34 protein-coding genes are annotated in these 22,227 nt (G+C 63.1%); all 34 read right to left on the reverse strand.

What is annotated here, in order from left to right:
• Positions 1–3: 3 nt before the first annotated feature.
• The 34 genes from XH88_RS23940 to rpsL all read right to left on the reverse strand — a co-directional run bounded on the left by XH88_RS23940 (position 4) and on the right by rpsL (position 22,092).
• A complete protein-coding gene (locus tag XH88_RS23940) occupies positions 4–1,317 on the reverse strand; it encodes a chloride channel protein (protein WP_271670745.1) in 1,314 nt (437 codons plus the stop codon).
• A gap of 57 nt (positions 1,318–1,374) precedes the next feature.
• On the reverse strand, positions 1,375–1,671 hold the full coding sequence (locus XH88_RS23945) for a DUF1330 domain-containing protein (protein WP_271670746.1): 297 nt from the start codon (positions 1,669–1,671) through the stop codon (positions 1,375–1,377).
• A 9-nt stretch (positions 1,672–1,680) separates the two neighbouring features.
• The gene (locus XH88_RS23950) at positions 1,681–2,469 is read right to left on the reverse strand and encodes an SDR family NAD(P)-dependent oxidoreductase (protein ID WP_271670747.1); all 789 of its coding nucleotides are present in this window, start codon (positions 2,467–2,469) and stop codon (positions 1,681–1,683) included.
• 199 nt (positions 2,470–2,668) lie between these two features.
• Positions 2,669–3,085, reverse strand: coding sequence for a 50S ribosomal protein L17 (rplQ, locus tag XH88_RS23955; RefSeq protein WP_057745449.1), 417 nt, complete (start codon positions 3,083–3,085; stop codon positions 2,669–2,671).
• Positions 3,086–3,205: 120 nt separating this feature from the next.
• Positions 3,206–4,237, reverse strand: a complete 1,032-nt coding sequence (locus XH88_RS23960; protein WP_271670748.1) for a DNA-directed RNA polymerase subunit alpha — start codon at positions 4,235–4,237, stop codon at positions 3,206–3,208.
• Between the two features lie 111 nt (positions 4,238–4,348).
• The gene (gene rpsK / locus XH88_RS23965) at positions 4,349–4,738 is read right to left on the reverse strand and encodes a 30S ribosomal protein S11 (protein WP_007603045.1); all 390 of its coding nucleotides are present in this window, start codon (positions 4,736–4,738) and stop codon (positions 4,349–4,351) included.
• Positions 4,739–4,859: 121 nt separating this feature from the next.
• Entirely contained in the window at positions 4,860–5,228 is a 369-nt protein-coding gene (gene rpsM / locus XH88_RS23970; RefSeq protein ID WP_014494511.1) for a 30S ribosomal protein S13, read from the reverse strand.
• Between the two features lie 188 nt (positions 5,229–5,416).
• Positions 5,417–6,328, reverse strand: coding sequence for an adenylate kinase (locus XH88_RS23975; RefSeq protein WP_271670749.1), 912 nt, complete (start codon positions 6,326–6,328; stop codon positions 5,417–5,419).
• A 379-nt stretch (positions 6,329–6,707) separates the two neighbouring features.
• Positions 6,708–8,039 (reverse strand): preprotein translocase subunit SecY, encoded by a 1,332-nt coding sequence (gene secY / locus XH88_RS23980; protein ID WP_209959820.1) that lies wholly within the window; start codon positions 8,037–8,039, stop codon positions 6,708–6,710.
• Between the two features lie 150 nt (positions 8,040–8,189).
• Positions 8,190–8,675 (reverse strand): 50S ribosomal protein L15, encoded by a 486-nt coding sequence (gene rplO, locus XH88_RS23985; protein ID WP_128951226.1) that lies wholly within the window; start codon positions 8,673–8,675, stop codon positions 8,190–8,192.
• Positions 8,676–8,723: 48 nt separating this feature from the next.
• Positions 8,724–8,930, reverse strand: a complete 207-nt coding sequence (rpmD, locus tag XH88_RS23990; protein WP_092294155.1) for a 50S ribosomal protein L30 — start codon at positions 8,928–8,930, stop codon at positions 8,724–8,726.
• 25 nt (positions 8,931–8,955) lie between these two features.
• Positions 8,956–9,552, reverse strand: a complete 597-nt coding sequence (gene rpsE / locus XH88_RS23995; protein WP_209959817.1) for a 30S ribosomal protein S5 — start codon at positions 9,550–9,552, stop codon at positions 8,956–8,958.
• A 47-nt stretch (positions 9,553–9,599) separates the two neighbouring features.
• Positions 9,600–9,962 carry a 50S ribosomal protein L18 gene (gene rplR, locus XH88_RS24000; protein WP_209959815.1) on the reverse strand — a complete coding sequence of 121 codons (363 nt, stop codon included), beginning with the start codon at positions 9,960–9,962 and terminating at the stop codon, positions 9,600–9,602.
• An 11-nt stretch (positions 9,963–9,973) separates the two neighbouring features.
• Complete coding sequence (rplF, locus tag XH88_RS24005; RefSeq protein ID WP_271670750.1) at positions 9,974–10,507, reverse strand: 50S ribosomal protein L6; 534 nt, start codon at positions 10,505–10,507, stop codon at positions 9,974–9,976.
• 16 nt (positions 10,508–10,523) lie between these two features.
• A complete protein-coding gene (gene rpsH, locus XH88_RS24010) occupies positions 10,524–10,922 on the reverse strand; it encodes a 30S ribosomal protein S8 (RefSeq protein ID WP_015685407.1) in 399 nt (132 codons plus the stop codon).
• Positions 10,923–10,936: 14 nt separating this feature from the next.
• A complete protein-coding gene (rpsN, locus tag XH88_RS24015) occupies positions 10,937–11,242 on the reverse strand; it encodes a 30S ribosomal protein S14 (protein WP_271670751.1) in 306 nt (101 codons plus the stop codon).
• Positions 11,243–11,288: 46 nt separating this feature from the next.
• Positions 11,289–11,846 carry a 50S ribosomal protein L5 gene (gene rplE / locus XH88_RS24020; protein ID WP_092294151.1) on the reverse strand — a complete coding sequence of 186 codons (558 nt, stop codon included), beginning with the start codon at positions 11,844–11,846 and terminating at the stop codon, positions 11,289–11,291.
• Positions 11,839–12,153, reverse strand: coding sequence for a 50S ribosomal protein L24 (rplX, locus tag XH88_RS24025; RefSeq protein ID WP_024342453.1), 315 nt, complete (start codon positions 12,151–12,153; stop codon positions 11,839–11,841). The genes rplE and rplX overlap by 8 nt, the downstream gene beginning before the upstream one ends.
• Positions 12,153–12,521 carry a 50S ribosomal protein L14 gene (gene rplN / locus XH88_RS24030; protein ID WP_007603030.1) on the reverse strand — a complete coding sequence of 123 codons (369 nt, stop codon included), beginning with the start codon at positions 12,519–12,521 and terminating at the stop codon, positions 12,153–12,155. The genes rplX and rplN overlap by 1 nt, the downstream gene beginning before the upstream one ends.
• 96 nt (positions 12,522–12,617) lie before the next feature.
• Complete coding sequence (rpsQ, locus tag XH88_RS24035; protein WP_057745481.1) at positions 12,618–12,866, reverse strand: 30S ribosomal protein S17; 249 nt, start codon at positions 12,864–12,866, stop codon at positions 12,618–12,620.
• A gap of 13 nt (positions 12,867–12,879) precedes the next feature.
• On the reverse strand, positions 12,880–13,086 hold the full coding sequence (rpmC, locus tag XH88_RS24040) for a 50S ribosomal protein L29 (protein ID WP_027520957.1): 207 nt from the start codon (positions 13,084–13,086) through the stop codon (positions 12,880–12,882).
• Positions 13,087–13,091: 5 nt separating this feature from the next.
• Positions 13,092–13,505 (reverse strand): 50S ribosomal protein L16, encoded by a 414-nt coding sequence (rplP, locus tag XH88_RS24045; protein WP_008136349.1) that lies wholly within the window; start codon positions 13,503–13,505, stop codon positions 13,092–13,094.
• A 30-nt stretch (positions 13,506–13,535) separates the two neighbouring features.
• Positions 13,536–14,261, reverse strand: coding sequence for a 30S ribosomal protein S3 (rpsC, locus tag XH88_RS24050; RefSeq protein ID WP_092294149.1), 726 nt, complete (start codon positions 14,259–14,261; stop codon positions 13,536–13,538).
• Positions 14,262–14,279: 18 nt separating this feature from the next.
• Entirely contained in the window at positions 14,280–14,666 is a 387-nt protein-coding gene (gene rplV, locus XH88_RS24055; RefSeq protein ID WP_024342451.1) for a 50S ribosomal protein L22, read from the reverse strand.
• A 10-nt stretch (positions 14,667–14,676) separates the two neighbouring features.
• A complete protein-coding gene (gene rpsS / locus XH88_RS24060; protein ID WP_008136357.1) occupies positions 14,677–14,955 on the reverse strand; it encodes a 30S ribosomal protein S19 in 279 nt (92 codons plus the stop codon).
• 12 nt (positions 14,956–14,967) lie between these two features.
• Positions 14,968–15,801 (reverse strand): 50S ribosomal protein L2, encoded by an 834-nt coding sequence (gene rplB / locus XH88_RS24065; RefSeq protein ID WP_092294147.1) that lies wholly within the window; start codon positions 15,799–15,801, stop codon positions 14,968–14,970.
• Positions 15,802–15,813: 12 nt separating this feature from the next.
• Positions 15,814–16,116, reverse strand: coding sequence for a 50S ribosomal protein L23 (locus XH88_RS24070; protein ID WP_092294145.1), 303 nt, complete (start codon positions 16,114–16,116; stop codon positions 15,814–15,816).
• Positions 16,113–16,733 carry a 50S ribosomal protein L4 gene (gene rplD / locus XH88_RS24075; RefSeq protein ID WP_057745497.1) on the reverse strand — a complete coding sequence of 207 codons (621 nt, stop codon included), beginning with the start codon at positions 16,731–16,733 and terminating at the stop codon, positions 16,113–16,115. The genes XH88_RS24070 and rplD overlap by 4 nt, the downstream gene beginning before the upstream one ends.
• 1 nt (position 16,734) lies before the next feature.
• Positions 16,735–17,451, reverse strand: coding sequence for a 50S ribosomal protein L3 (gene rplC, locus XH88_RS24080; RefSeq protein WP_271670752.1), 717 nt, complete (start codon positions 17,449–17,451; stop codon positions 16,735–16,737).
• Between the two features lie 53 nt (positions 17,452–17,504).
• Positions 17,505–17,813 carry a 30S ribosomal protein S10 gene (gene rpsJ, locus XH88_RS24085; protein WP_002712302.1) on the reverse strand — a complete coding sequence of 103 codons (309 nt, stop codon included), beginning with the start codon at positions 17,811–17,813 and terminating at the stop codon, positions 17,505–17,507.
• A gap of 84 nt (positions 17,814–17,897) precedes the next feature.
• Positions 17,898–19,088, reverse strand: coding sequence for an elongation factor Tu (tuf, locus tag XH88_RS24090; protein WP_194467931.1), 1,191 nt, complete (start codon positions 19,086–19,088; stop codon positions 17,898–17,900).
• Between the two features lie 40 nt (positions 19,089–19,128).
• Entirely contained in the window at positions 19,129–21,201 is a 2,073-nt protein-coding gene (gene fusA / locus XH88_RS24095) for an elongation factor G (protein ID WP_271670753.1), read from the reverse strand.
• Positions 21,202–21,234: 33 nt separating this feature from the next.
• Positions 21,235–21,705 (reverse strand): 30S ribosomal protein S7, encoded by a 471-nt coding sequence (gene rpsG, locus XH88_RS24100; protein WP_008136420.1) that lies wholly within the window; start codon positions 21,703–21,705, stop codon positions 21,235–21,237.
• 15 nt (positions 21,706–21,720) lie between these two features.
• On the reverse strand, positions 21,721–22,092 hold the full coding sequence (rpsL, locus tag XH88_RS24105) for a 30S ribosomal protein S12 (protein WP_007603006.1): 372 nt from the start codon (positions 22,090–22,092) through the stop codon (positions 21,721–21,723).
• Positions 22,093–22,227: the final 135 nt, after the last annotated feature.

Below are 22,227 nucleotides of genomic sequence, written 5' to 3' on the forward strand. Positions count from 1 at the left end.
GTCCTACGATTCCTCTTCCTTCGGGCGCGTCGCCCGCTCGATATAGCCTTTGGCGAGGGCATGATAGATGCCCTCCTCGCAGATCATCCGCGAGGTCGCGTGGGCGATCAGCGCGGCCGCCATCAACGGCACGACCATGCCGTGATTGTCGGTCATCTCGGTCACGATCACGAAAGCCGTGATCGGCGCCTGCACCACGCCCGCGAAATAGGAGACCATGCCGAGCAGCATGATCGCGCCGAGCGGCGCGTCGTGGAAGAAAGATGCGATGTTGCTGCCGATGCCGGCACCGACGGCGAGTGATGGCGAGAATATGCCGCCCGGGACACCGCTGATCGCGGCAAAGGTCGTCGCCAGAAGTTTGAGGATTCCGAAATCCTGGGGCAATGGCGAGCTGTGGTCGAGCGCGGTCCTCACCTGCGCATAACCTGTGCCGTAGATCGTGTCGCCGGACACCAGGCCACAGATGGCGACGGCGAGGCCGCAGGCAAATGCGAACCAGAGCGGATGTGCCTTGATCGCCCTGCCGAGCGGGTTGTCGAAACCGCGCGCCATGGCGATAACGACGCGGCTGAACAGGCCGCCCGCAAGCCCCCCCGCCACGCCGCAAAGCGGAACAGCAAGCCAATCGGCGCCACGCGCCAGCGACATCGCGCTACTGCCGAAATAGGCGTAATTTCCGGCCAGTGCGAGCGAGGTCAGGCCGGCGGCAATGACAGCAGCAATGATGAGGCTCGACGTGCGGGTCTCGAACGCCCGGCTCATCTCCTCGATGCCGAAGACGATTCCCGCAAGCGGCGTGTTGAAAGCCGCGGCGACGCCCGCGGCGGCCCCAGCCAGGATCAACCCGGGCTGGCGGCGCGGCGAGACACGGCCGAGTGCAAACATGATGGAGGCGCCGATCTGGACGGTCGGTCCTTCCCGCCCGACCGAGCCGCCGCACAGCAGGCCGAACAGAGTGAGGAATATCTTGCCGACCGCGATCCGAATCGAGACCAGACTCGCGCGTGCCGCCTGATCGGTCAGATGCCGGGCCGCGATTGCCTGTGGGATTCCGCTGCCCTGCGCATTCGGGAACAGGCGGATGGTCAGATAGGCTGACAGCATGAAGCCGAGCGGCGTCACCGCCAGCACGGCGTAACGCGACCTGGTCAGCAGGAGCGCAAAGGCATACTGCGCGAGATCGGCGAGCTGCGCCAGCGCCACCGCAGCGGCGCCGACCCCAATGCCACCGAGCACGAAAATCGTCCGCCGCTGCCATCGCGCGGATGTCAGCCTGAACAGACGTTTGTGTCGGGTCGAGAGGGGCCAGAGCATGGAGCCCCTGTTGTAGCCGGTTGCGCTCGGAAAAGAAGGGGCAAACCGGCAGATCAGCTAGATGGGGGCCGCCCCCTCGACAAACAGCAGCCGCCGCTGCAGCGCCGTCTGCCGCAGCTTGAGCGCCTCGGCATATTCCGGCGAGGCATACCATTCCTTCAACCGCACCATGGACGGGAATTCGACGACCACGACAGCCTTCGGCGGGAGGTTGCCTTCCGCCAGTTCGGCCTTGCCGCCGCGCACGAGGTAACGCCCGCCGTACTGTGCGACCGTCTTTGCGGCAAGGGTGCGATAGGCTTCAAATCCCTCGGGATCGCGCATCTCGACTTCGGAAATCACATAAGCCGTCATGCATCGCTCCTAGGCAATCGTGTTGACGATGCCGCCTTCCGCGCGCAACGCCGCGCCATTGGTTGCGGAGGCTTCCTTCGAGGCCACGTAGACGACCATGTTCGCGATCTCGTCGACGCTGGCAAAACGTTGGATCAGCGAGCTCGGGCGGTGCTGCTTGACGAAGTTGGCCGCGGCCTCGTCGACCGACTGCCCGTTCTGCCTGGCGAGATCCTTCACGAAGGTTTCGACGCCCTCGGACATGGTCGGGCCAGGAAGCACCGAGTTCACGGTGACGCCGGTACCCTTGGTGAGCTGCGCGAGGCCGCGCGCGACCGCAAGCTGGGCCGTCTTGCTCATACCGTAGTGGACCATCTCGACGGGAATGTTGAGGCCGGACTCCGAGGAGATGAAGACGATGCGGCCCCAGTTGCGCTTGAGCATGCTCTTCATGTAGGCGCGCGACAGCCGCACACCGCTCATGACGTTGACCTCGAAGAAGCGGCTCCAGTCTTCGTCCGGAATCGCGAAGAAATCCTTCGGCTCGAAAATGCCGGCGTTGTTGATGAGGATATCGACCTCGGGCAACGCCGCCACCAGCGCCTTGCAGCCCGAAGCGGTCGAGACATCAGCGGCGATGCCGCGCACCTTGGCCCCGACTCCCTCCAGCTTGCGTACGGCCGCATCGACCTTGTCCTGGCCGCGCCCGTTGATCACCACGCTGGCGCCGGATCCAGCGAGGCCCTTGGCGATGGCGTGGCCGATGCCGGCGGTCGAGCCGGTCACGAGCGCGGTCTTGCCGGAAAGGTCGATGTGCATGCAATATCTCCTTGATGCTGACGGAGATATCGTGCGCGGCGAAAGCAGCTGCAATCGTCTCTCACCGATGCGTGAGAGGATTCTGCTCGTTGCCTGTTCGAAGCCCCGAACAATCTCAAGCCGGACCAAAGCTTCGAGAACGGCCAACAAAAAAGCGGCGCTCGAGGGCGCCGCTTTTCCAAACTCTATGCCTTCAGGCTTACGCCGCCTCGGCTTCCTTCGCCTGCACGGGACCGGAGTCCTGGCCCTTGGCATCGACGTCGCGATCGACGAACTCGATCACGGCCATCGCGGCGTTGTCGCCGTAGCGGAAGCCCGCCTTGATGATGCGGGTGTAGCCGCCCTGACGGTCCTTGTAGCGGGGCGCCAGCACGTCGAACAGCTTCTTGACCTGGTCCTTGTCGCGCATCTCGGAGATGGCCTGGCGACGCATGGACAGGCCGCCCTTCTTGCCGAGGGTAACGAGCTTCTCGACGATCGGGCGAAGCTCCTTGGCCTTGGGCAGCGTGGTGACGATCTGCTCGTGCTTGATCAGCGCGGCCGCCATGTTGGCGAACATCGCGCGGCGGTGCTCGGCCGTGCGGTTGAGCTTCCGATGAACCTTGCCGTGACGCATGTGTGTAGTCCTTACTTAAAACTGCCGCGACGGTTCGTCGGACATGTTGCTCAGGTGGGCTGCCTGCGTTCGCCCATAAAAATGACGGCCGGGGACGCCGGCCGTCACGGTGAAGTCGGATCAGTAGTGATCTTCGAAGCGCTTGGCGAGCTCGTCGATGTTCTCCGGCGGCCAGCCCGGCACTTCCATGCCGAGGTGCAGACCCATCTGGGCCAGCACTTCCTTGATCTCGTTCAGCGACTTGCGGCCGAAGTTCGGAGTGCGGAGCATTTCCGCTTCGCTCTTCTGCACGAGGTCGCCGATGTAGACGATGTTGTCGTTCTTCAAGCAGTTGGCCGAACGCACCGACAGCTCGAGCTCGTCCACCTTCTTGAGGAAGGCCGGGTTGAAGGCGAGGTCCGGGATGATCTCCTGGGCGACTTCCTTGCGCGGCTCTTCGAAGTTGACGAACACGTTGAGCTGATCCTGCAGGATGCGGGCGGCGTAAGCCACCGAATCATCCGGCGAGATCGCGCCGTTGGTCTCGATCGTCATGGTCAGCTTGTCGTAGTCGAGGATCTGGCCCTCGCGGGTGTTCTCGACCTTGTAGGAGACCTTGCGGACCGGCGAGTACAGGCTGTCGACCGGGATCAGGCCGATCGGCGCGTCCTCGGGACGGTTGCGCTCGGCAGGCACGTAGCCCTTGCCGGTCGAGACCGTGAACTCCATGCGGATCTCGGCGCCCTCGTCGAGCGTGCAGATCTGCAGGTCCGGGTTCAGCACGGTGACATCGCCGACGGTCTGGATGTCGCCGGCGGTGACGACGCCCGGGCCGGACTTCTTCACGACCATGCGCTTGGGGCCTTCGCCCTGCATCTTGATCGAGATGTCCTTGATGTTCAGCACGATGTCGGTGACGTCCTCACGGACGCCCGCGATCGAGGAGAACTCGTGCAGCACGCCGTCGATGTGCACCGACTGCACCGCCGCGCCCTGGAGCGAGGAGAGCAGGATGCGGCGCAGCGCGTTGCCGAGCGTCTGGCCGAAACCGCGCTCGAGCGGCTCGGCAACGATGGTCGCGAAGCGCGCGGGGTCACTGCCGGGCGTGACCTGGAGCTTGTTCGGCCGAATCAGTTCTTGCCAATTTTTCTGGATCGTCACTGTTTCACCCATACAGGCCAGTCGATTTGAAAATTCAAATACTGGCGTTGGAGAAAGGCCGCAGATCAAACCCGCGGCTTCTTAAAAAAGCATCGCGGGCACCACAGCGCCCGCAACTTCGTATCAGACGCGCCGACGCTTGCGCGGACGGCAACCGTTGTGCGGGATCGTCGTCACGTCGCGGATCGAGGTGACGGTGAAGCCCGCGGCCTGCAAAGCGCGCAGCGCCGACTCGCGGCCCGAACCGGGACCGGCAACTTCGACTTCCAGCGTGCGCATGCCGTGCTCCTGCGCCTTCTTGGAGACGTCTTCGGCAGCGACCTGTGCGGCGTAAGGGGTCGACTTGCGCGAGCCCTTGAAGCCCATCGTGCCGGCGGAGGACCAGGCAATCGTGTTGCCCTGCGCATCGGTGATGGTGATGGTCGTGTTGTTGAACGACGAGTTCACATGCGCGACGCCGGAGGCGATGTTCTTGCGCTCACGACGACGAACGCGGGTGGCTTCCTTGCCCATTGAGTCCCTTTCCTGAAGATCTCAAACGCCGCCGTAATGCCAGCGGCTACACCTGTGGAACGAAAAGCGCGTGGCGAACGGGTCACCCGTAGCGCCACACGCCGCGATAGAATTCGAAAACTTACTTCTTCTTGCCGGCGATGGCCTTGGCCGGGCCCTTGCGCGTACGCGCATTGGTGTGGGTGCGCTGGCCGCGCACCGGCAGACCGCGACGATGACGCAGGCCGCGATAGCAGCCGAGGTCCATCAGACGCTTGATGTTGATACCGACTTCACGACGCAGATCGCCCTCGACGAGATAGTCGCGGTCGATGACTTCGCGGATCTGGAGCACTTCAGCGTCGCTGAGCTGATTGACGCGACGATCCTCGGGGATCTTCACCTTCTCGAGGATCTCACCAGCGATCTTCTGGCCGATGCCATGGATGTACTGGAGCGCGATCAGCACGCGCTTGTTGGTCGGAATGTTCACGCCGGCAATACGGGCCACGGCCTTCTCTCCTGTTGCCGATCCCTCGTCAGGAATCGGGCTTTAAGTGCTTATGTTTCTCGGGCAGGTGTTCACAAACGCGAACACGACGCCCACCCCTGGTCTTCCTGGGGCCCGGCATCGTTTGAAACTATCCGACTTGGATGCGGGGCTTATTAGGGGATTCCAGGGGCTTTCGTCAACCGCCGCTAGCGCTTGGCTCGCTTTTTCGTGACCTTTTTTGCGGTCTTTTTGGCACCTTTCTTGACAGCCTTCTTAGCGGTCTTTTTAGCCACCTTCTTCACGGCTTTCTTAGCGGCTTTCTTGGCAGCCTTGGCTGCCTTTTTGGCACCGTTCACAGCCTTTTTGGCTGACTTCGCCGGTTTTGGAGCCTTTTTGGCCGCTTTTGCCGACTTTTTGGCTGCCTTGGCCTTTTTGGCCGCCTTCTTGGCGGGAGCCGCCTTGGCCGCGCTGCGGGCATGGGTCTTGCCATGGGTCTTGCCATGGGTCTTGCCATGGGTCTTGGGCTCAACCGCGCCCAGCGCCAGGAGCTGGCGATGGATGGCACGGGTGACCTCGTCGATGGCCATCATGCCGTCGATAGTCGAGAGCTTCCGACGCTCGGAATAATAGTGAATCAGCGGTTCCGTCTGGCTGCGGTAGCTGGCAAGCCGCTTGGTCAGGACCTCCGGGGTATCGTCGAGCCGGACCTCCTCGCCGCGCTCCCGCATTTGGGCGACACGGGTCTCCACGCGACTCAGTAGCGCGCTCTCGTTGACGCGGAGCTCTATCACGGCATCGAGCTTCATGTGCTTGTGCTTCAGCAGTTCGTCCAGCGCCTCGGCCTGCGGCACGGTACGAGGGAAGCCATCCAGGATGAAGCCGTGCTTGGCGTCCGGCTGTTCGATCCGGTCGGAGATGATTCCGACCACGACATCGTCAGGGACGAGACCGCCGCTGGCCATGATCTCCTTGGCCTTCAGCCCGACCGGCGTTCCCGCCGCGACGGCTGCACGCAACATCTCGCCGGTCGAGAGCTGGACGATGCCATAACGCTGCACCAGCAGCTGCGCCTGGGTCCCCTTGCCCGATCCTGGCGGTCCCAGAAGTATAATTCTCATCGGCGTACGCCCCCCGGATTGGTGAGCGATACGTCGCGCACCTGTGTTTGAAAGTCAGCAGCAGTGCAAATCATAATCAGCGCTGCACCGCTACCCATATCATAGGGGAGCAAATGCCCGGTCGCCAAGAAGAGCTTTGAAATCAGTGATTGCGCTGCAGGGAAAGCAGCTCTGCCGGTAGGACCGAACGGTTGTCGATCGCTTTCCGCAGGCGCAGCGCGTTGCTCGCGCGGCGAATCGGCGGCGCTGGTGCGCCGCCTCGAGAGGACGCCGCGGCGCTAAAGCGCGATGCCATTAGGATGAATCGTCATCGCGCTTTAGGTTGTTGTTTGAGCATGATCTTTTCGGAAAACCGCTGCGCACTTTTCCGTATCATGCTCTAGCGGCGGCGGCCCCGCAGCTTCGACTTCCGGATCAGGCCTTCATACTGATGCGCCAGCAGATAGCCCTGCACCTGCGCCACCGTGTCCATGGTGACACTGACCACGATCAGCAGCGAGGTGCCGCCGAAGTAGAACGGCACCGAAGCGTAGGAGATCAGGATCTCCGGGATCAAGCAGACGATCGCGAGATAGATCGCGCCTAGCACGGTGATGCGCGACAGCACGTAGTCGATGTATTCGGCGGTGCGCTCGCCGGGACGAATGCCCGGGATGAAGCCGCCATGCTTCTTCAGATTGTCCGCGGTCTCGGTCGGGTTGAACACGATCGCGGTGTAGAAGAAGGCGAAGAACACGATCAGCGCCAGATAGAGGATCAGGAACAGCGGACGGCCGTGGCCGAGCTGGGTCGTGATCCACTGGAACCATTCCGGTCCCTTGCCCGCGTTGAAGTTCGCGACCGTGGTCGGCAGCAGCAAGAGCGAGGACGCGAAGATCGGCGGGATCACGCCTGACGTATTGAGCTTGAGCGGCAGATGCGAGGACTGGCCCTCGAACATCTTGTTGCCGACCTGGCGCTTCGGATACTGGATCAGCAGCCGGCGCTGGGCGCGCTCCATGAACACGATGAAGGCGATCACGGCGACCGCCATTACGATCACGACCAGGATCAGGCCTGTCGACATCGCGCCCTGACGGCCGAGCTCGAGCATGTTGGCAAGTGCTGCGGGCAGCTCGGCGACGATGCCGGAGAGAATGATCAGCGAGATACCGTTGCCGATGCCGCGCGAGGTGATCTGCTCGCCCAGCCACATCAGGAACATGGTGCCGCCGGTCAGCGTGATCGCGGTGGAGAGACGGAAGAACATGCCGGGATCGCTGACGACGTTGCCGGCGCCTTCAAGGCCGACCGCGATGCCGTAGGACTGGAACGCGGCCAGGATCACCGTAAGATAGCGGGTGTACTGGTTCAGCGTCTTGCGGCCCGCCTCACCTTCCTTCTTCAGCGCCTCGAGCTGCGGCGAGACGGTGGTGAGGAGCTGGATGATGATCGAGGCCGAGATGTACGGCATGATGTTCAGCGCGAAGATCGCCATGCGGTGGATGCCGCCGCCGGCGAACATGTTGAACATGCCGAGGATGCCGCCCGCCTGCGACCTGAACACCTGCTCCCAGATGTTGGGATCGATGCCGGGCAGCGGGATGTAGGTTCCGAGCCGGTAAACGAGCAGCGCACCCAGTGTGAACCAGATGCGCTTCTTCAGTTCGTCGGCCTTGGCGAACGCGCCGAAATTGAGATTGGCTGCCAGTTGTTCCGCTGCAGAGGCCATATTGGACTTTCTCCCGCCGCCTTTTGCGCCGTCATACCCGCGGCCGGGCTATTCTAGCGGACGCCGGACACTATCTGGGGCTTCGGCTTCGATAAGTCCATCGTCCCGCATACGCCAAGGCCCGCAAGGCGCGGGCCAATGACGCAGTTGTTACGCCGCCTCGCCTTCTTCCTTGGCAGGGGCGAGGATCTTCACCGAACCACCGGCCTTCTCGACCGCTTCGATCGCGGACTTGGTGGCGCCGTGCACTTCGATGTTCAGCTTGGCCTTGAGTTCCCCGCGGCCGAGCAGCCGCAGGCCGGCCTTGGCGCGGCGCAGCACGCCGGCCTTCACCAGGGCCTCGACGTTCACGACGCTGCCGGTATCGAGCTTCTTGGCATCGACGGCGTCCTGGAGACGGTCGAGATTGATCTCGGCGTACTCGACGCGGAAGATGTTGTTGAAGCCGCGCTTGGGCAGGCGGCGATGCATCGGCATCTGGCCGCCTTCGAAACCCTTGATGCGCACGCCCGAACGCGCGGTCTGGCCCTTGCCGCCGCGACCGGACTGCTTGCCCTTGCCCGAACCGATGCCGCGGCCGACGCGCATACGCTTCTTGCGCGAGCCGGCGTTGTCGGCGATATCGCTGAGCTTCATCGCCCTGCTCCTTGTGTTTTGCGCATGATCTGGATCATGCGCGCAATTTTACTTCTCGTCGACGATGCGGACGAGATGGTGAACCTTCTCGATCATGCCGCGCACGGCCGGGGTGTCCGGCAGTTCGCTGGTGCGGCCGATCTTGTTGAGCTTGAGCCCGATCAGCGTCGAACGCTGCGAGTGGTGGCGGCGGATCGCGCTGCCGGTCTGCTCGAGCTTGATCGTCTTTGCGGACTTAGCGGCGTCCTTGGCCATCGTGATCTACTCCGAAAAGCGTTGGTTAGTCCGCCGCCGCCTCGGCATCGCCGCCGACGCGACGACCCTGGAGGGTGGACACCTTGATGTTGCGGCGCGCCGCGACCGAACGCGGGCTGTCCTGATGCTTGAGCGCATCGAAGGTCGCGCGAACCATGTTGTATGGGTTCGACGAGCCGATCGACTTCGCCACCACGTCCTGGACGCCGAGCGTCTCGAACACGGCGCGCATCGGACCACCGGCGATGATGCCGGTACCGGCGGGAGCTGCACGCAGGTAGACACGGCCCGCGCCGTGACGGCCGGCGATGTCGTGGTGCAGGGTGCGGCCCTCGCGCAGCGATACGCGGGTCAGGTTGCGCTTGGCGGACTCGGTGGCCTTGCGGATCGCCTCAGGCACTTCGCGCGCCTTGCCGTGACCGAAGCCGGCGCGGCCCTTCTGATCGCCGATCACGACCAGCGCTGCGAAACCGAAGCGCTTGCCGCCCTTGACGACCTTGGCCACGCGATTGATGTGGACGAGCTTGTCGACGAACTCGCTGTCGCGCTCCTCGCGCTCCTTGCGTTCACGTCCGCCGCCGCGTTGATCGCGTCCACCACGTTGTTCGCGTTCAGCTGCCATGGTTTTTCCAATCCTTCAGAGGCTTACGCCTCAATCCTCAAATTCTGTTAGAAGCTCAGCCCGCTCTCACGTGCTGCGTCGGCGAGAGCCTTGACGCGCCCGTGGTAGAGGTAGCCGCCGCGATCGAACACGACTTCCTTGACGCCCTTCTCGGCGGCACGCTCGGCCAGCAGCTTGCCGACCGCCTTCGCCGCATCGATGTCGGCGCCGGTCTTGCCGCCGTCGCGCATCACCTTCTCGAGCGACGAGGCGGAAGCCAGCGTCTCCCCCTTCAGGTCGTCGATGACCTGGGCATAGATGTGCTTGGACGAGCGGAACACCGACAGACGCGGGCGACCACCACCGGAGCGGCGCAGCTTCAGCCGCACACTCCGCTTGCGCCGGGCATTCGTAACCTTGGCTTTGGACATGACCGGCTCCGTTACTTCTTCTTGCCTTCCTTGCGGAAGATGAATTCGCCCACATACTTCACGCCCTTGCCCTTGTAGGGCTCCGGCGGACGGTAGGCGCGGATCTCGGCGGCAACCTGGCCGACGCGCTGGACGTCGCTGCCGGTGACCGTGATCTCGGTGGGCTTCGGCACGGTGATCGTGATCCCTTCCGGGATCGGGTAGATCACGTCGTGGCTGTAACCGAGCGCGAGTTGCAGGTTCTTGCCCTGCATCGCGGCGCGGTAACCGACGCCGGTGATTTCGAGCTTCTTCTCGAAGCCCTTGGTGACGCCTTCGACCAGATTCGCGACCTGGGCGCGAGCGGTGCCGTACAGCGCCCGCGCGCGGTTGGTCTCGGCCCGCGGCTTGACCTTGATCTGGCCGCTCTCGAGCTTCACCTCGACGTCGTCATGGACGACGAACTGAAGCTGGCCCTTCGGCCCCTTCATCTTGACGGTCTGCCCGTCAACGGTCGCGGTCACACCGGACGGCACCGCCACAGGCTTTTTGCCAACACGTGACATGGATCAAAAATCCTTCTCAGAACACCGTGAAGAGGACTTCGCCGCCCACGTTCGCTTCGCGCGCACTGTGGTCGGCCATGATCCCCTTCGGCGTCGACAACACCGAAATGCCGAGTCCGTTATTGACCCGCGGCAGGTTCTTCACCGAGGCGTAAACACGACGCCCGGGCTTGGAGACACGTTCGATCTCGCGGATGACGGGCTCGCCGTCGAAATACTTCAGCTCGATCTCGATCTCGCTGCGGCCCGAGGAATGCTCGAGCGTCGCGTAACCGCGGATGTAGCCCTCGCTCTTGAGCACTTCGAGGACGTTCTCGCGCATCTTCGAGCCCGGCGTGGAGACCTTGCTCTTGGAACGCATCTGCGCGTTGCGGATGCGGGTGATCAGATCGCTGATTGGATCGTGCGTAGACATCTAAACGACCCTCCTTACCAGCTCGACTTCACGAGGCCCGGGACCATGCCCCTGGAGCCAAGGTCGCGCAGTGCGATACGGGACAGCTTGTTCTTGCGGTAGTTCGAGCGCGGACGGCCCGACAGCTCGCAACGCATGCGGATGCGGGTCGCCGACGAATTGCGCGGCATCTCCGCAAGCTTCAGGGTGGCGGCGAACCGCTCCTCCATCGGCAGCGTCTTGTCGGCGATGATCGCCTTCAACCGCTCGCGCTTCGGGGCGGCGTTCTTCACCATCCGCTTGCGCCGGTTGTTCTTCTCGACTGAACTCTTCTTTGCCATGCTTGGCTCCTGGGTATCCGCGTTTGAGAGGCTTTAGGTCAGCGTCTCACTGCCGGAACGGGAAATTGAAAGCGGTCAACAAGGCCCTCGCCTCTTCGTCGGTCTTGGCCGTGGTGCAGACGGTGATGTCCATACCGCGGGCTTCCGTGACCTTGTCGAAGTCGATCTCGGGGAAAATGATGTGCTCCTTGATGCCGAGCGAGTAGTTGCCGCGGCCGTCAAAGCTCTTCGGGTTCAGGCCGCGGAAGTCGCGGACGCGCGGCAGCGCGACGTTGACCAGGCGATCGATGAACTCGTACATGCGGGCCTTGCGCAGCGTGACCTTGCAGCCGATCGGCTGGTTCTCACGCAGCTTGAAGGTCGCGATCGCGATACGCGAATAGGTCACGATCGCCTTCTGGCCGGCGATCTGAGTGAGCTCGGCAGCTGCGGTCTCGGCCTTCTTGCGGTCGTTGACGGAATCGCCGACGCCCATGTTCAGCACGACCTTGTCCAGGCGCGGAACCTGCATCACGTTCTGATAACCGAACTTCTCGGTCATCGCCGTGCGGATCTTCGCGTCGTATTCCGCGCGCAGGCGCGGGGTGTAAGCGGCCTCAGCCATCGATCTCAGCTCCCGAGCTCTTGGCGATGCGAACCTTCTTGCCGTCCGCCAGAATCTTGAATCCGATGCGGGTCGGCTTTCCGTCCTTGCCGACATACGCGATGTTGGACAGTTGGATCGGCGCCTCTTTCGAGATGATGCCGCCCTCCTGGGCCTGCGTCTGCTTCTGGTGACGCTTGACCATGTTGATGCCGCGCACCAGCGCCGTGCCGGCGTCGGGGCGGACTTCGAACACTTCGCCGGTACGGCCCTTGTCGCGGCCGGTCAGCACGACGACCTTGTCGCCCTTGCGGATCTTCGCAGCCATCACAGCACCTCCGGCGCGAGCGAGATGATCTTCATGTGGTTCTTCGCGCGCAGCTCGCGCGGAACGGGCCCGAAGATACGGGTGCCGACCGGCTCGGACTGGTTGTTGATCAGAACGGCGGCGTTGCGGTCGAAGCGGATGACCGAACCGTCGGCACGGCGGATATCCTTGCGGACACGCACCACGACGGCCTTCATCACGTCGCCCTTCTTCACCTTGCCACGCGGAATGGCTTCCTTGATCGAGACGACAATGATGTCGCCGATCGTGGCGTAGCGGCGCTTGGAGCCTCCGAGCACCTTGATACACATGACACGGCGTGCGCCAGAATTGTCGGCCACGTCGAGGTTGGTCTGCATCTGAATCATTGATGCACCTCGTCCTCTTTCTCTTTGCGCCAGCCTAGCCGGCGCTCAACATTTCCCTGAAGTCAGTCGGCCAAATGAACGGCCGAGACCAACAGATCAGGCGCTTTTCTTGTGTTCGCCCCGGATCACGATCCAGCACTTCAACTTCGAAATCGGCTTGGTCTCTTCGATCCAGACCATGTCGCCCGGCTTGAACTCGTTGTTCTCGTCGTGCGCGTGGTAATTCTTCGAACGGCGGATCGTCTTCTTGTAGATCGGATGCGTGAAGCGGCGATCGACGCGCACCACGACGGTCTTGGCAGTCTTGTCGCTGACGACCACGCCTTGCAAAGTACGTTTCGGCATATCCGTTAGCCCCTTACTTCTTCTTCGCGCGCTGCTGCGCAGCGACAGTCTTGATCCGGGCGATGTCGCGGCGAGCCTCGCGCAGGCGCGAGGTGTTCTCGAGCTGACCGGTCGCACGCTGGAAGCGCAGGTTGAAGCGCTCCTTCTTCAGGTTCAGGACGGCATCATCCTGCTGGTCGGGGCTCATCGCGCGGATGTCTTCGATCTTCATCTGGGCCATGGCCATTACTCCGCAATGCGCTCGACGAAGCGCGTCTTGATCGGCAGCTTGGCGGCCGCCAGGGTCAGCGCTTCACGCGCCGTCTGGGTGTTGACGCCGTCGATCTCGAACAGCACCCGGCCCGGCTTGACGCGGGCGACCCACAATTCCGGCGAACCCTTGCCGGAGCCCATGCGGACTTCGGCCGGCTTCTTCGACACTGGAACGTCGGGGAACACGCGGATCCAGACGCGGCCGGCACGCTTCATGTGGCGGGTCAGCGCGCGGCGGGCGGCTTCGATCTGGCGCGCGGTGACGCGCTCAGGCTCGGTCGCCTTCAGGCCGAACTGGCCGAACGCCAACGTCGCGCCCGAAGACGCGACGCCGTGGATGCGGCCCTTATGCGCCTTCCGGAACTTCGTTTTCTTAGGTTGCATCATGGCTTTAAGCCCTCAAATTCCTGTGCTGGCTCAGGCTGCAGCCGTGTCGCGGCGCTGACGGCCACCACGATCGCTGCTACCACCCGTCTCGCCTTCGGCCATTCTCTTGTCCTGGGCCATCGGATCGTGCTCGAGGATCTCGCCCTTGAAGATCCAGACCTTGACGCCGCAGGTGCCGAAGGTCGTGAACGCGGTCGCAACGCCGTAGTCGATGTCGGCGCGCAGCGTGTGCAGCGGCACGCGACCTTCGCGGTACCACTCCATGCGCGCGATTTCCGCACCGCCCAGACGACCCGAGCAGTTGATGCGGATGCCCTCCGCGCCGAGACGCATCGCCGACTGGACGGCGCGCTTCATGGCGCGGCGGAACGCCACGCGGCGCTCGAGCTGCTGCGCGATCGACTCCGCCACCAGCGTCGCATCGAGCTCCGGCTTGCGGATCTCGACGATGTTGATGACGACGTCGGACGAGGTGATGTCCGCGACCTTCTTGCGAAGCTTGTCGATGTCGGCGCCCTTCTTGCCGATCACCACGCCCGGACGGGCCGAGTGAATGGTGACGCGGCACTTCTTGTGCGGACGCTCGATCACGATGCGGGCGACGGCCGCCTGCTTGAGCTCCTTGTGCAGGATCTCACGGATCTTGACGTCCTCGTGCAGAAGCTTGCCGTATTCCTGCTTGCCGGCGAACCAGCGGGAATCCCAGGTCCGGTTGATGCCGAGGCGCAGACCGATCGGATTGATCTTTTGACCCATCGTGTTCTCCTGCGTCCCTTAAGCCGCTGCTTCGGCTTCGACCTGACGAACGATGATCGTCAGCTGCGAAAATGGTTTGTAGACACGGCCCGAACGACCACGGCCGCGAGCGGCAAAGCGCTTCATCACCAGGCCGTTGCCGACGAAGGCCTGCGCCACGACGAGATCGTCGACGTCGAGGTCGTGGTTGTTTTCGGCGTTGGCGATAGCCGATTCCAGGCACTTCTTCACGTCGACCGCGATCCGCTTGCGCGAAAACTGCAGGTCGGCGAGCGCAGCAGAAGCCTTCCGGCCGCGAATGAGCTGGGCGACCAGGTTGAGCTTCTGCGGGCTCACCCGCAGCATCCGGGCGACCGCCTTGGCCTCGTTCTCGGCGAGGCTCCGTTCGCGCTTAGGTTTGCTCATCGTTTGATCCTCAAGCCTTCTTGGCTTTCTTGTCGCCGGAGTGGCCATGGAAGGTCCGGGTCGGCGAGAACTCGCCGAACTTGTGACCGACCATTTCCTCGTTGACGGCCACCGGCACGTGCTTCTGACCGTTGTAGACGCCGAAGGTCAGGCCGACGAACTGCGGCAGGATCGTCGAGCGACGGCTCCAGATCTTGATGACGTCGTGACGGCCGGACGCGCGCGCGGCATCTGCCTTCTTGAGCAGAGAACCCTCGACGAACGGGCCTTTCCAGACTGAACGAACCATGTCCGTCGTTCCTTACTTCTTCCGCTTGTGGCGGCTTAGGAGAATGAATTTGTTGGTCGACTTGTTGGTGCGGGTCTTCTTGCCCTTGGTCGGCTTGCCCCACGGGGTGACCGGGTGGCGACCGCCCGAGGTGCGACCTTCACCACCGCCGTGCGGATGGTCGATCGGGTTCATGGCAACACCGCGGTTGTGCGGGCGACGGCCCATCCAACGCTTGCGACCGGCCTTGCCGATCGAGGTGTTCATGTGGTCCGGGTTCGACACCGCACCGATCGTGCCGCGGCAACGGCCGTGCACCAGGCGCTGCTCACCCGAGTTCAGGCGGATGATCACGTAGTCCTGGTCGCGACCGACGAGCTGGGCGTAGGTGCCGGCGGAACGGGCGAGCTGGCCGCCCTTCCCGATCTTGACCTCGATGTTGTGGATGATCGTGCCGACCGGCATGTTGCCGAGCGGCATGACGTTGCCCGGCTTCACGTCGACGTAGTTGCCGGCGACGATGGTGTCACCCACGGCCAGGCGCTGCGGCGCCAGGATGTAGGCCTGCTCGCCGTCCTGATACTTGATCAGGGCGATGAAGCCGGTGCGGTTCGGATCGTATTCCAGCCGCTCGACGGTCGCGGGAACGTCGATCTTCTCGCGCTTGAAGTCGACGGTGCGCAGCGTCTGCTTATGACCGCCGCCGCGGAAGCGAACGGTGATCCTGCCGGTGTTGTTGCGGCCGCCCGAGGACTTCTTGCCTTCGGTGAGCGCCTTGACCGGCTTGCCCTTGTAGAGGGCCGAACGATCGACCATGACCAGCTGGCGCTGGCCGGGCGTCGTGGGATTGAATGTCTTCAGTGCCATCGTCGTACGACCTTACAGACCGGTGGTGACGTCGATCCGGTGACCCTCTTCGAGGGTCACGATCGCGCGCTTGGTGTTCGACTGCGAACCGAGATTGCCGCGGAAAACCTTGACCTTGCCCTTGCGGACCAGCGTGTTGACGCTCTTGACCTTGACGTCGAAGAGCTTCTCGATCGCTTCCTTGATCTGCGGCTTGGTCGCCTTGGCGGCCACCTTGAACAGGACCTTGTTGTGCTCGGACGCCAGCGTCGCCTTTTCGGTGACGACCGGAGCGACAATCACGTCGTAATGCCGAGCCTCGATGTTCTTCGTCATTTGAAGCGCGCCTCCAGCGCATCGATGGCGGCCTTGGTCAGAACGAGCTTCTGACGGCGCAGGATGTCATAGACGTTGATACCCTGGATCGGCAGCACGTCCATGTTCGGGATGTTACGGGCCGCAGCGGCAAAGCCGTTGTTGAGCTCGGCGCCGTCAATGATCAGCGCATTCGTCAGGCCGAGACCCGAGAAGTGACCAAGCAGCGCCTTGGTCTTGGCGGCTTCCAGCGCCGCCTTCTCGATCACGAGCAGATCGCCGTCCTTGGCCTTGGCCGAGAGAGCGTGCTTGAGAGCGAGCGCGCGGACCTTCTTCGGCAGGTCGGTGGCATGCGAACGCACCACCGGACCGAAGGCGCGACCGCCGCCGCGGAACTGCGGCACGCGGGCCGAGCCGTGACGAGCACCGCCGGTGCCCTTCTGCTTGTACATCTTCTTGCCGGTGCGCCAGATCTCGGCGCGGCCCTTGGCCTTGTGGGTACCGGCCTGGCGTTTGTTGAGCTGCCACTGCACGCAACGTGCAATGATGTCCTGGCGCGGCTCGAGACCGAAAATGGCGTCGGACAGCTGGACCGAGCCGGCTTCCTTACCCTCGAGGGTGGTGACCTTCAGTTCCATCTCACGCACCCCCTTGCTGGGCCGCAGCCTCGGCTTCGCCGCCCGCAACCTTGAACTTGCCGGGCTTCGGAGCTTCCTTCGGCAGCGGCTTCTTGACGGCGTCGCGCACGCGAATCCAGCCGCCCTTGGAGCCGGGAACGGCGCCTTCGACGAGGATCAGGCCGCGCTCGACATCGGTCTGGACGACGCGAAGGTTGAGCGTGGTGATGCGATCGACACCCATGTGGCCGGGCATCTTCTTGTTCTTCCAGGTCTTGCCGGGGTCCTGACGACCACCGGTCGAACCGATCGAACGGTGCGAGATCGACACACCGTGCGTGGCGCGCAGACCGCCGAAGTTCCAGCGCTTCATGCCGCCGGCGAAGCCCTTACCGACCGAGGTGCCGGTGACGTCGACGAACTGGCCGACCACGAAGTGATCGGCGAGGATCTCGGCGCCGACGGGGATCATGGCATCCGCGGAGACGCGGAATTCCTCGACCTGCCGCTTCGGTTCGACCTTGGCGACCGCGAACTGGCCGCGCTCCGCCTTGGGCATGTACACGGTCTTGCGGCTGCCAGAACCAAGCTGGAGCGCGACATAACCGTTCTTCTCTTCAGTGCGGTGGCCTACGACCTGGCAATTGCCGAGCTTCAGCACGGTCACGGGGATATGTTCGCCGGCCTCTGTAAAGACCCGCGTCATCCCGACCTTTTGTGCGATCACTCCGGAGCGCATCGGCGTGCTTCCTGTTCTTTCTGTCCGCTAGGTGCGAACGTGATCCAAAAATCTTAGAGCTTGATCTCGACGTCGACACCGGCGGCCAGGTCGAGCTTCATCAAAGCATCGACGGTCTGCGGGGTCGGATCGACGATGTCGAGCAGACGCTTGTGAGTGCGCATCTCGAACTGTTCGCGGCTCTTCTTGTCGACGTGGGGCGAACGGTTGACGGTGAACTTCTCGATGCGGGTGGGCAGCGGAATGGGTCCGCGGACCTGCGCACCGGTGCGCTTCGCCGTGTTCACGATCTCGCGGGTCGACGTATCGAGGATACGATGGTCGAACGCCTTGAGACGGATACGAATGTTTTGGCCGTTCATTGCCGTGGTCTCTCTTTAGTGGGGGGTGGCGAATAGCGAATAGCGAATGTCACCATTCGCCACTCGCCAATCCCTATTCGCGTATTACTCGATGATCGACGCGACGACGCCGGCGCCGACGGTGCGGCCGCCTTCGCGGATCGCGAAGCGGAGCTTCTCTTCCATCGCGATCGGCACGATCAGGTGCACTTCCATCGCGATGTTGTCGCCCGGCATCACCATCTCGGTGCCTTCCGGCAGGTGCACGACACCGGTCACGTCGGTGGTGCGGAAGTAGAACTGCGGACGGTAGTTGGTGAAGAACGGGGTGTGGCGACCGCCCTCTTCCTTGGTGAGGATGTAAGCCTCGGCCTTGAACTTGGTGTGCGGCTTGACCGAACCCGGCTTGCAGAGCACCTGGCCGCGCTCGACGTCTTCGCGCTTGGTGCCGCGGAGCAGCGCACCGATGTTGTCGCCGGCCTGACCCTGATCGAGCAGCTTGCGGAACATTTCGACGCCGGTGACGGTGGTCTTCTGGGTGGCGCGGAGACCGACGATCTCGATTTCCTCGCCGACCTTGACGACGCCGCGCTCGACACGGCCGGTCACGACGGTGCCGCGGCCCGAGATCGAGAACACGTCTTCAACCGGCATCAGGAACGGCTGGTCGATCGGACGCTCCGGCTGCGGGATGTAGCTGTCGACGTTCTTCATCAGCTCGATGATGGCGTCGTGGCCGAGCTTCTTGTCGCTGTCTTCGAGAGCGGCGAGCGCCGAACCCTTGATGATCGGGATCTTGTCGCCCGGGAAATCGTACTTCGAGAGCAGCTCGCGGACTTCGAGCTCGACGAGCTCGAGCAATTCCGGATCGTCGACCATGTCGCACTTGTTGAGGAACACGACGAGCGCAGGCACGCCGACCTGGCGGGCGAGCAGGATGTGCTCGCGGGTCTGCGGCATCGGGCCGTCAGCGGCCGACACGACCAGGATCGCACCGTCCATCTGGGCGGCGCCGGTGATCATGTTCTTCACGTAGTCGGCGTGGCCGGGGCAGTCGACGTGGGCGTAGTGGCGGTTCGGCGTCTCGTATTCGACGTGCGCGGTCGAGATGGTGATGCCGCGCGCCTTCTCTTCCGGCGCCTTGTCGATCTGGTCGTACGCGGTGAACGTCGCACCGCCGGCTTCGGCGAGAACCTTGGTGATCGCCGCGGTCAGCGACGTCTTGCCATGGTCGACGTGACCGATGGTGCCGATGTTGCAGTGCGGCTTGGTACGTTCAAACTTTGCTTTGGCCATTTGACTCTCCGTTCAATCGTCAGCTTTAGACCGACGACAATCAGGCAAACTTCTTTTGGACTTCCGCCGACACGTTAGCCGGCGCTTCTGCGTAGTGATCGAACTGCATGGTGAAGGTCGCGCGACCCTGGCTCATCGAGCGCAGGTTATTCACGTAACCGAACATGTTCATGAGCGGCACCATCGCGTTGATGACGTTGGCGTTGCCGCGCATGTCCTGACCCTGGATCTGACCGCGCCGCGAATTCAGGTCGCCGATGACCGAGCCGGTGTAGTCTTCCGGGGTCACCACTTCGACCTTCATGATCGGCTCGAGCAGGACGGACTTGCCCATCTGCAGCGCTTCGCGGAAGCAGGCGCGCGAAGCGATTTCGAAGGCGAGTGCCGACGAGTCGACGTCGTGATACTTGCCATCGACGAGCTGCACCTTGACGTCGACCACGGGGAAGCCCGCGACCACGCCGGACGACAGCACGCTCTCGAGACCCTTCTCGACGCCGGGGATGTATTCCTTCGGCACCGCGCCGCCGACGATCTTCGACTCGAATTCGTAGCCCTTGCCGGGCTCATTCGGCTCGACGATGAACGACACGGCCGCGAACTGGCCCGTACCACCCGTCTGCTTCTTGTGGGTGTAGCTGTGCTCGACCCGCTTGGTGACACGCTCACGGAACGCCACCTGCGGCGCGCCGATGTTGGCGTCCACCTTGTAGGTGCGCTTGAGGATGTCGACCTTGATGTCGAGATGGAGTTCGCCCATGCCCTTGAGGATGGTCTGGCCGGACTCGTGGTCGGTCGACACGCGGAAGGACGGGTCCTCCGCGGCGAGCTTGGCCAGCGCCACGCCCAGCTTCTCCTGGTCGGCCTTGGACTTCGGCTCGATCGCGATCTCGATGACCGGCTCGGGGAATTCCATCTTTTCGAGGATCACCTGCTTGTCGGGATCGCACAGCGTGTCACCGGTGCGAGCTTCCTTCAGGCCGGCCAGCGCGACGATGTCGCCGGCATAGGCTTCCTTGATGTCTTCGCGGTTGTTCGCATGCATCAAGAGCATGCGCCCGATGCGCTCCTTCTTCTCGCGGGTCGAGTTCACGACGCCGGTGCCGCTCTGCAGAACGCCGGAATAGATGCGGCAGAAGGTGATGGTGCCGACGAACGGGTCGTCCATGATCTTGAACGCGAGCAGCGCCAGCGGTTCCTTGTCGTCCGCCTTGCGCACGACTTCATTGCCCTTGTCGTCGGTGCCCTTGATCGCAGGCACGTCGAGCGGCGACGGCAGATAGTCGACGACGGCGTCGAGCAGCGGCTGCACGCCCTTGTTCTTGAAGGCCGAGCCGCACAGCACGGGATAGAACGCACCGGTCAGCACCGCCTTGCGGATCAGGCGCTTCAGGGTCGCCTCGTCGGGCTCCTTGCCGTCGAGGTAAGCGGCCATGGCGTCGTCGTCGAGCTCGACGGCGGCTTCCACCATCTTCTCGCGATATTCCTTGGCCTGGTCGACGAGATCTTCCGGAATGTCGACATAGTCGAACTTCGCGCCGAGCGACTCGTCGTTCCAAATGACGCCCTTCATCTTCACGAGGTCGACGAGACCCTTGAAGTTGTTCTCGGCACCGATCGGAAGCTGGATCGCGACGGGCTTGGCACCCAGACGGTCAACGATGTCGGCCAGACACTTGAAGAAGTCGGCGCCGATCTTGTCCATCTTGTTGGCGAAAACGATGCGCGGAACCTTGTACTTGTCGCCCTGGCGCCAGACGGTCTCGGTCTGGGGCTCGACGCCCTGGTTCGAGTCGAGCACGCAGACGGCGCCATCGAGCACGCGCAAGCTGCGCTCGACTTCGATGGTGAAGTCGACGTGGCCAGGAGTGTCGATGATGTTCAGGCGCTTGCCGGCCCAGAATGCGGTGGTTGCAGCCGAGGTGATCGTGATGCCACGCTCCTGCTCCTGCTCCATCCAGTCCATCGTCGCGGCACCTTCGTGCACTTCGCCGATCTTGTGGCTCTTGCCAGTGTAATAGAGGATGCGCTCGGTCGTCGTCGTTTTGCCGGCGTCGATATGCGCCATGATACCGAAGTTACGGTAGTCCTCGATGGCATGTTGGCGGGGCATGGGGTGTTCCTTGCGAGTCCGTTTGTTTCGCCGTTACCAGCGATAGTGCGAGAAGGCGCGGTTGGCTTCCGCCATCCGGTGCACGTCTTCGCGCTTCTTGACGGCGTTCCCACGGTTGTTCGATGCATCCAGGAGCTCAGCCGAGAGACGCTCCGTCATCGTCTTTTCGTTGCGCTCGCGCGCGGCCGAGATCAGCCAGCGAATGCCCAGCGCCTGACGGCGGGTCGAACGAACTTCCACCGGAACCTGATAGGTCGCTCCACCGACGCGGCGGGAGCGAACCTCGATGGTCGGCATGACGTTCTCGAGCGCCTGCTCGAACACGCCAAGCGGATTCTGCTTGGTCTTGGATTCGATGATGCCGAACGCGCCGTAGACGATACCTTCGGCAACCGACTTCTTGCCGGCGTACATCACCGAGTTCATGAACTTGGTGACGATGATGTTCCCGAACTTCGGATCGGGAAGGACTTCGCGCTTTTCCGCTGAGTGGCGACGAGACATTGAGCTGGTTCCCGCTTACTTCGGACGCTTCGCGCCGTACTTCGAACGACGCTGCTTACGGTTCTTGACGCCCTGGGTATCCAGGACGCCGCGGAGGATGTGGTAGCGCACGCCGGGCAAGTCCTTGACGCGGCCGCCGCGGATCATGACCACCGAGTGCTCCTGAAGGTTATGGCCTTCACCGGGGATGTAGCCGATCACCTCGAAACCGTTGGTCAGACGCACCTTGGCGACCTTACGGAGCGCCGAGTTCGGCTTCTTCGGGGTCGTGGTGTAGACGCGGGTGCAAACACCACGCTTCTGCGGCGACTGCTGCAGCGCCGGCACCTTCTTGCGCGACTTCTGCACTTCACGCGGTTGAGCGATCAGCTGGTTGATCGTCGGCATCCTGGCCTTACCCTTTGTTATCGCGAGCCCTTGCGGGCCTGCTGTCTTGCCGCGGCCCGTTGCCGGGACCGCAAATTCTTGTCGCGCTACCCGCTCGACGGGGCTCCGCGCTGTACGGAACAATCCGCACAAAGC

Source organism: Bradyrhizobium sp. CCBAU 51627 (assembly GCF_028128765.1).
Taxonomy (GTDB): domain Bacteria; phylum Pseudomonadota; class Alphaproteobacteria; order Rhizobiales; family Xanthobacteraceae; genus Bradyrhizobium.

Excerpts from the sequence above, each read along its gene's own strand:
- XH88_RS23940 (WP_271670745.1), bottom strand. The coding sequence starts at position 1,317 with ATGCTCTGGCCCCTCTCGACCCGACACAAACGTCTGTTCAGGCTGACA.
- XH88_RS23945 (WP_271670746.1), bottom strand. The coding sequence starts at position 1,671 with ATGACGGCTTATGTGATTTCCGAAGTCGAGATGCGCGATCCCGAGGGA.
- XH88_RS23950 (WP_271670747.1), bottom strand. The coding sequence starts at position 2,469 with ATGCACATCGACCTTTCCGGCAAGACCGCGCTCGTGACCGGCTCGACC.
- rplQ (WP_057745449.1), bottom strand. The coding sequence starts at position 3,085 with ATGCGTCACGGCAAGGTTCATCGGAAGCTCAACCGCACGGCCGAGCAC.
- XH88_RS23960 (WP_271670748.1), bottom strand. The coding sequence starts at position 4,237 with ATGGGTGAAACAGTGACGATCCAGAAAAATTGGCAAGAACTGATTCGG.
- rpsK (WP_007603045.1), bottom strand. The coding sequence starts at position 4,738 with ATGGGCAAGGAAGCCACCCGCGTTCGTCGTCGTGAGCGCAAGAACATC.
- XH88_RS23975 (WP_271670749.1), bottom strand. The coding sequence starts at position 6,328 with ATGAGAATTATACTTCTGGGACCGCCAGGATCGGGCAAGGGGACCCAG.
- secY (WP_209959820.1), bottom strand. The coding sequence starts at position 8,039 with ATGGCCTCTGCAGCGGAACAACTGGCAGCCAATCTCAATTTCGGCGCG.
- rplO (WP_128951226.1), bottom strand. The coding sequence starts at position 8,675 with ATGAAGCTCAGCGATATCGCCGACAACGCCGGCTCGCGCAAGAAGCGT.
- rpmD (WP_092294155.1), bottom strand. The coding sequence starts at position 8,930 with ATGGCCAAGGACGCCGCTAAGTCCGCAAAGACGATCAAGCTCGAGCAG.
- rpsE (WP_209959817.1), bottom strand. The coding sequence starts at position 9,552 with ATGGCAGCTGAACGCGAACAACGTGGTGGACGCGATCAACGCGGCGGC.
- rplR (WP_209959815.1), bottom strand. The coding sequence starts at position 9,962 with ATGTCCAAAGCCAAGGTTACGAATGCCCGGCGCAAGCGGAGTGTGCGG.
- rplF (WP_271670750.1), bottom strand. The coding sequence starts at position 10,507 with ATGTCACGTGTTGGCAAAAAGCCTGTGGCGGTGCCGTCCGGTGTGACC.
- rpsH (WP_015685407.1), bottom strand. The coding sequence starts at position 10,922 with ATGTCTACGCACGATCCAATCAGCGATCTGATCACCCGCATCCGCAAC.
- rpsN (WP_271670751.1), bottom strand. The coding sequence starts at position 11,242 with ATGGCAAAGAAGAGTTCAGTCGAGAAGAACAACCGGCGCAAGCGGATG.
- rplE (WP_092294151.1), bottom strand. The coding sequence starts at position 11,846 with ATGGCTGAGGCCGCTTACACCCCGCGCCTGCGCGCGGAATACGACGCG.
- rplX (WP_024342453.1), bottom strand. The coding sequence starts at position 12,153 with ATGGCTGCGAAGATCCGCAAGGGCGACAAGGTCGTCGTGCTGACCGGC.
- rplN (WP_007603030.1), bottom strand. The coding sequence starts at position 12,521 with ATGATTCAGATGCAGACCAACCTCGACGTGGCCGACAATTCTGGCGCA.
- rpsQ (WP_057745481.1), bottom strand. The coding sequence starts at position 12,866 with ATGCCGAAACGTACTTTGCAAGGCGTGGTCGTCAGCGACAAGACTGCC.
- rpmC (WP_027520957.1), bottom strand. The coding sequence starts at position 13,086 with ATGGCCCAGATGAAGATCGAAGACATCCGCGCGATGAGCCCCGACCAG.
- rplP (WP_008136349.1), bottom strand. The coding sequence starts at position 13,505 with ATGATGCAACCTAAGAAAACGAAGTTCCGGAAGGCGCATAAGGGCCGC.
- rpsC (WP_092294149.1), bottom strand. The coding sequence starts at position 14,261 with ATGGGTCAAAAGATCAATCCGATCGGTCTGCGCCTCGGCATCAACCGG.
- rplV (WP_024342451.1), bottom strand. The coding sequence starts at position 14,666 with ATGAGCAAACCTAAGCGCGAACGGAGCCTCGCCGAGAACGAGGCCAAG.
- rpsS (WP_008136357.1), bottom strand. The coding sequence starts at position 14,955 with ATGGTTCGTTCAGTCTGGAAAGGCCCGTTCGTCGAGGGTTCTCTGCTC.
- rplB (WP_092294147.1), bottom strand. The coding sequence starts at position 15,801 with ATGGCACTGAAGACATTCAATCCCACGACGCCCGGCCAGCGCCAGCTG.
- XH88_RS24070 (WP_092294145.1), bottom strand. The coding sequence starts at position 16,116 with ATGACGAAGAACATCGAGGCTCGGCATTACGACGTGATTGTCGCTCCG.
- rplD (WP_057745497.1), bottom strand. The coding sequence starts at position 16,733 with ATGGAACTGAAGGTCACCACCCTCGAGGGTAAGGAAGCCGGCTCGGTC.
- rplC (WP_271670752.1), bottom strand. The coding sequence starts at position 17,451 with ATGCGCTCCGGAGTGATCGCACAAAAGGTCGGGATGACGCGGGTCTTT.
- rpsJ (WP_002712302.1), bottom strand. The coding sequence starts at position 17,813 with ATGAACGGCCAAAACATTCGTATCCGTCTCAAGGCGTTCGACCATCGT.
- tuf (WP_194467931.1), bottom strand. The coding sequence starts at position 19,088 with ATGGCCAAAGCAAAGTTTGAACGTACCAAGCCGCACTGCAACATCGGC.
- fusA (WP_271670753.1), bottom strand. The coding sequence starts at position 21,201 with ATGCCCCGCCAACATGCCATCGAGGACTACCGTAACTTCGGTATCATG.
- rpsG (WP_008136420.1), bottom strand. The coding sequence starts at position 21,705 with ATGTCTCGTCGCCACTCAGCGGAAAAGCGCGAAGTCCTTCCCGATCCG.
- rpsL (WP_007603006.1), bottom strand. The coding sequence starts at position 22,092 with ATGCCGACGATCAACCAGCTGATCGCTCAACCGCGTGAAGTGCAGAAG.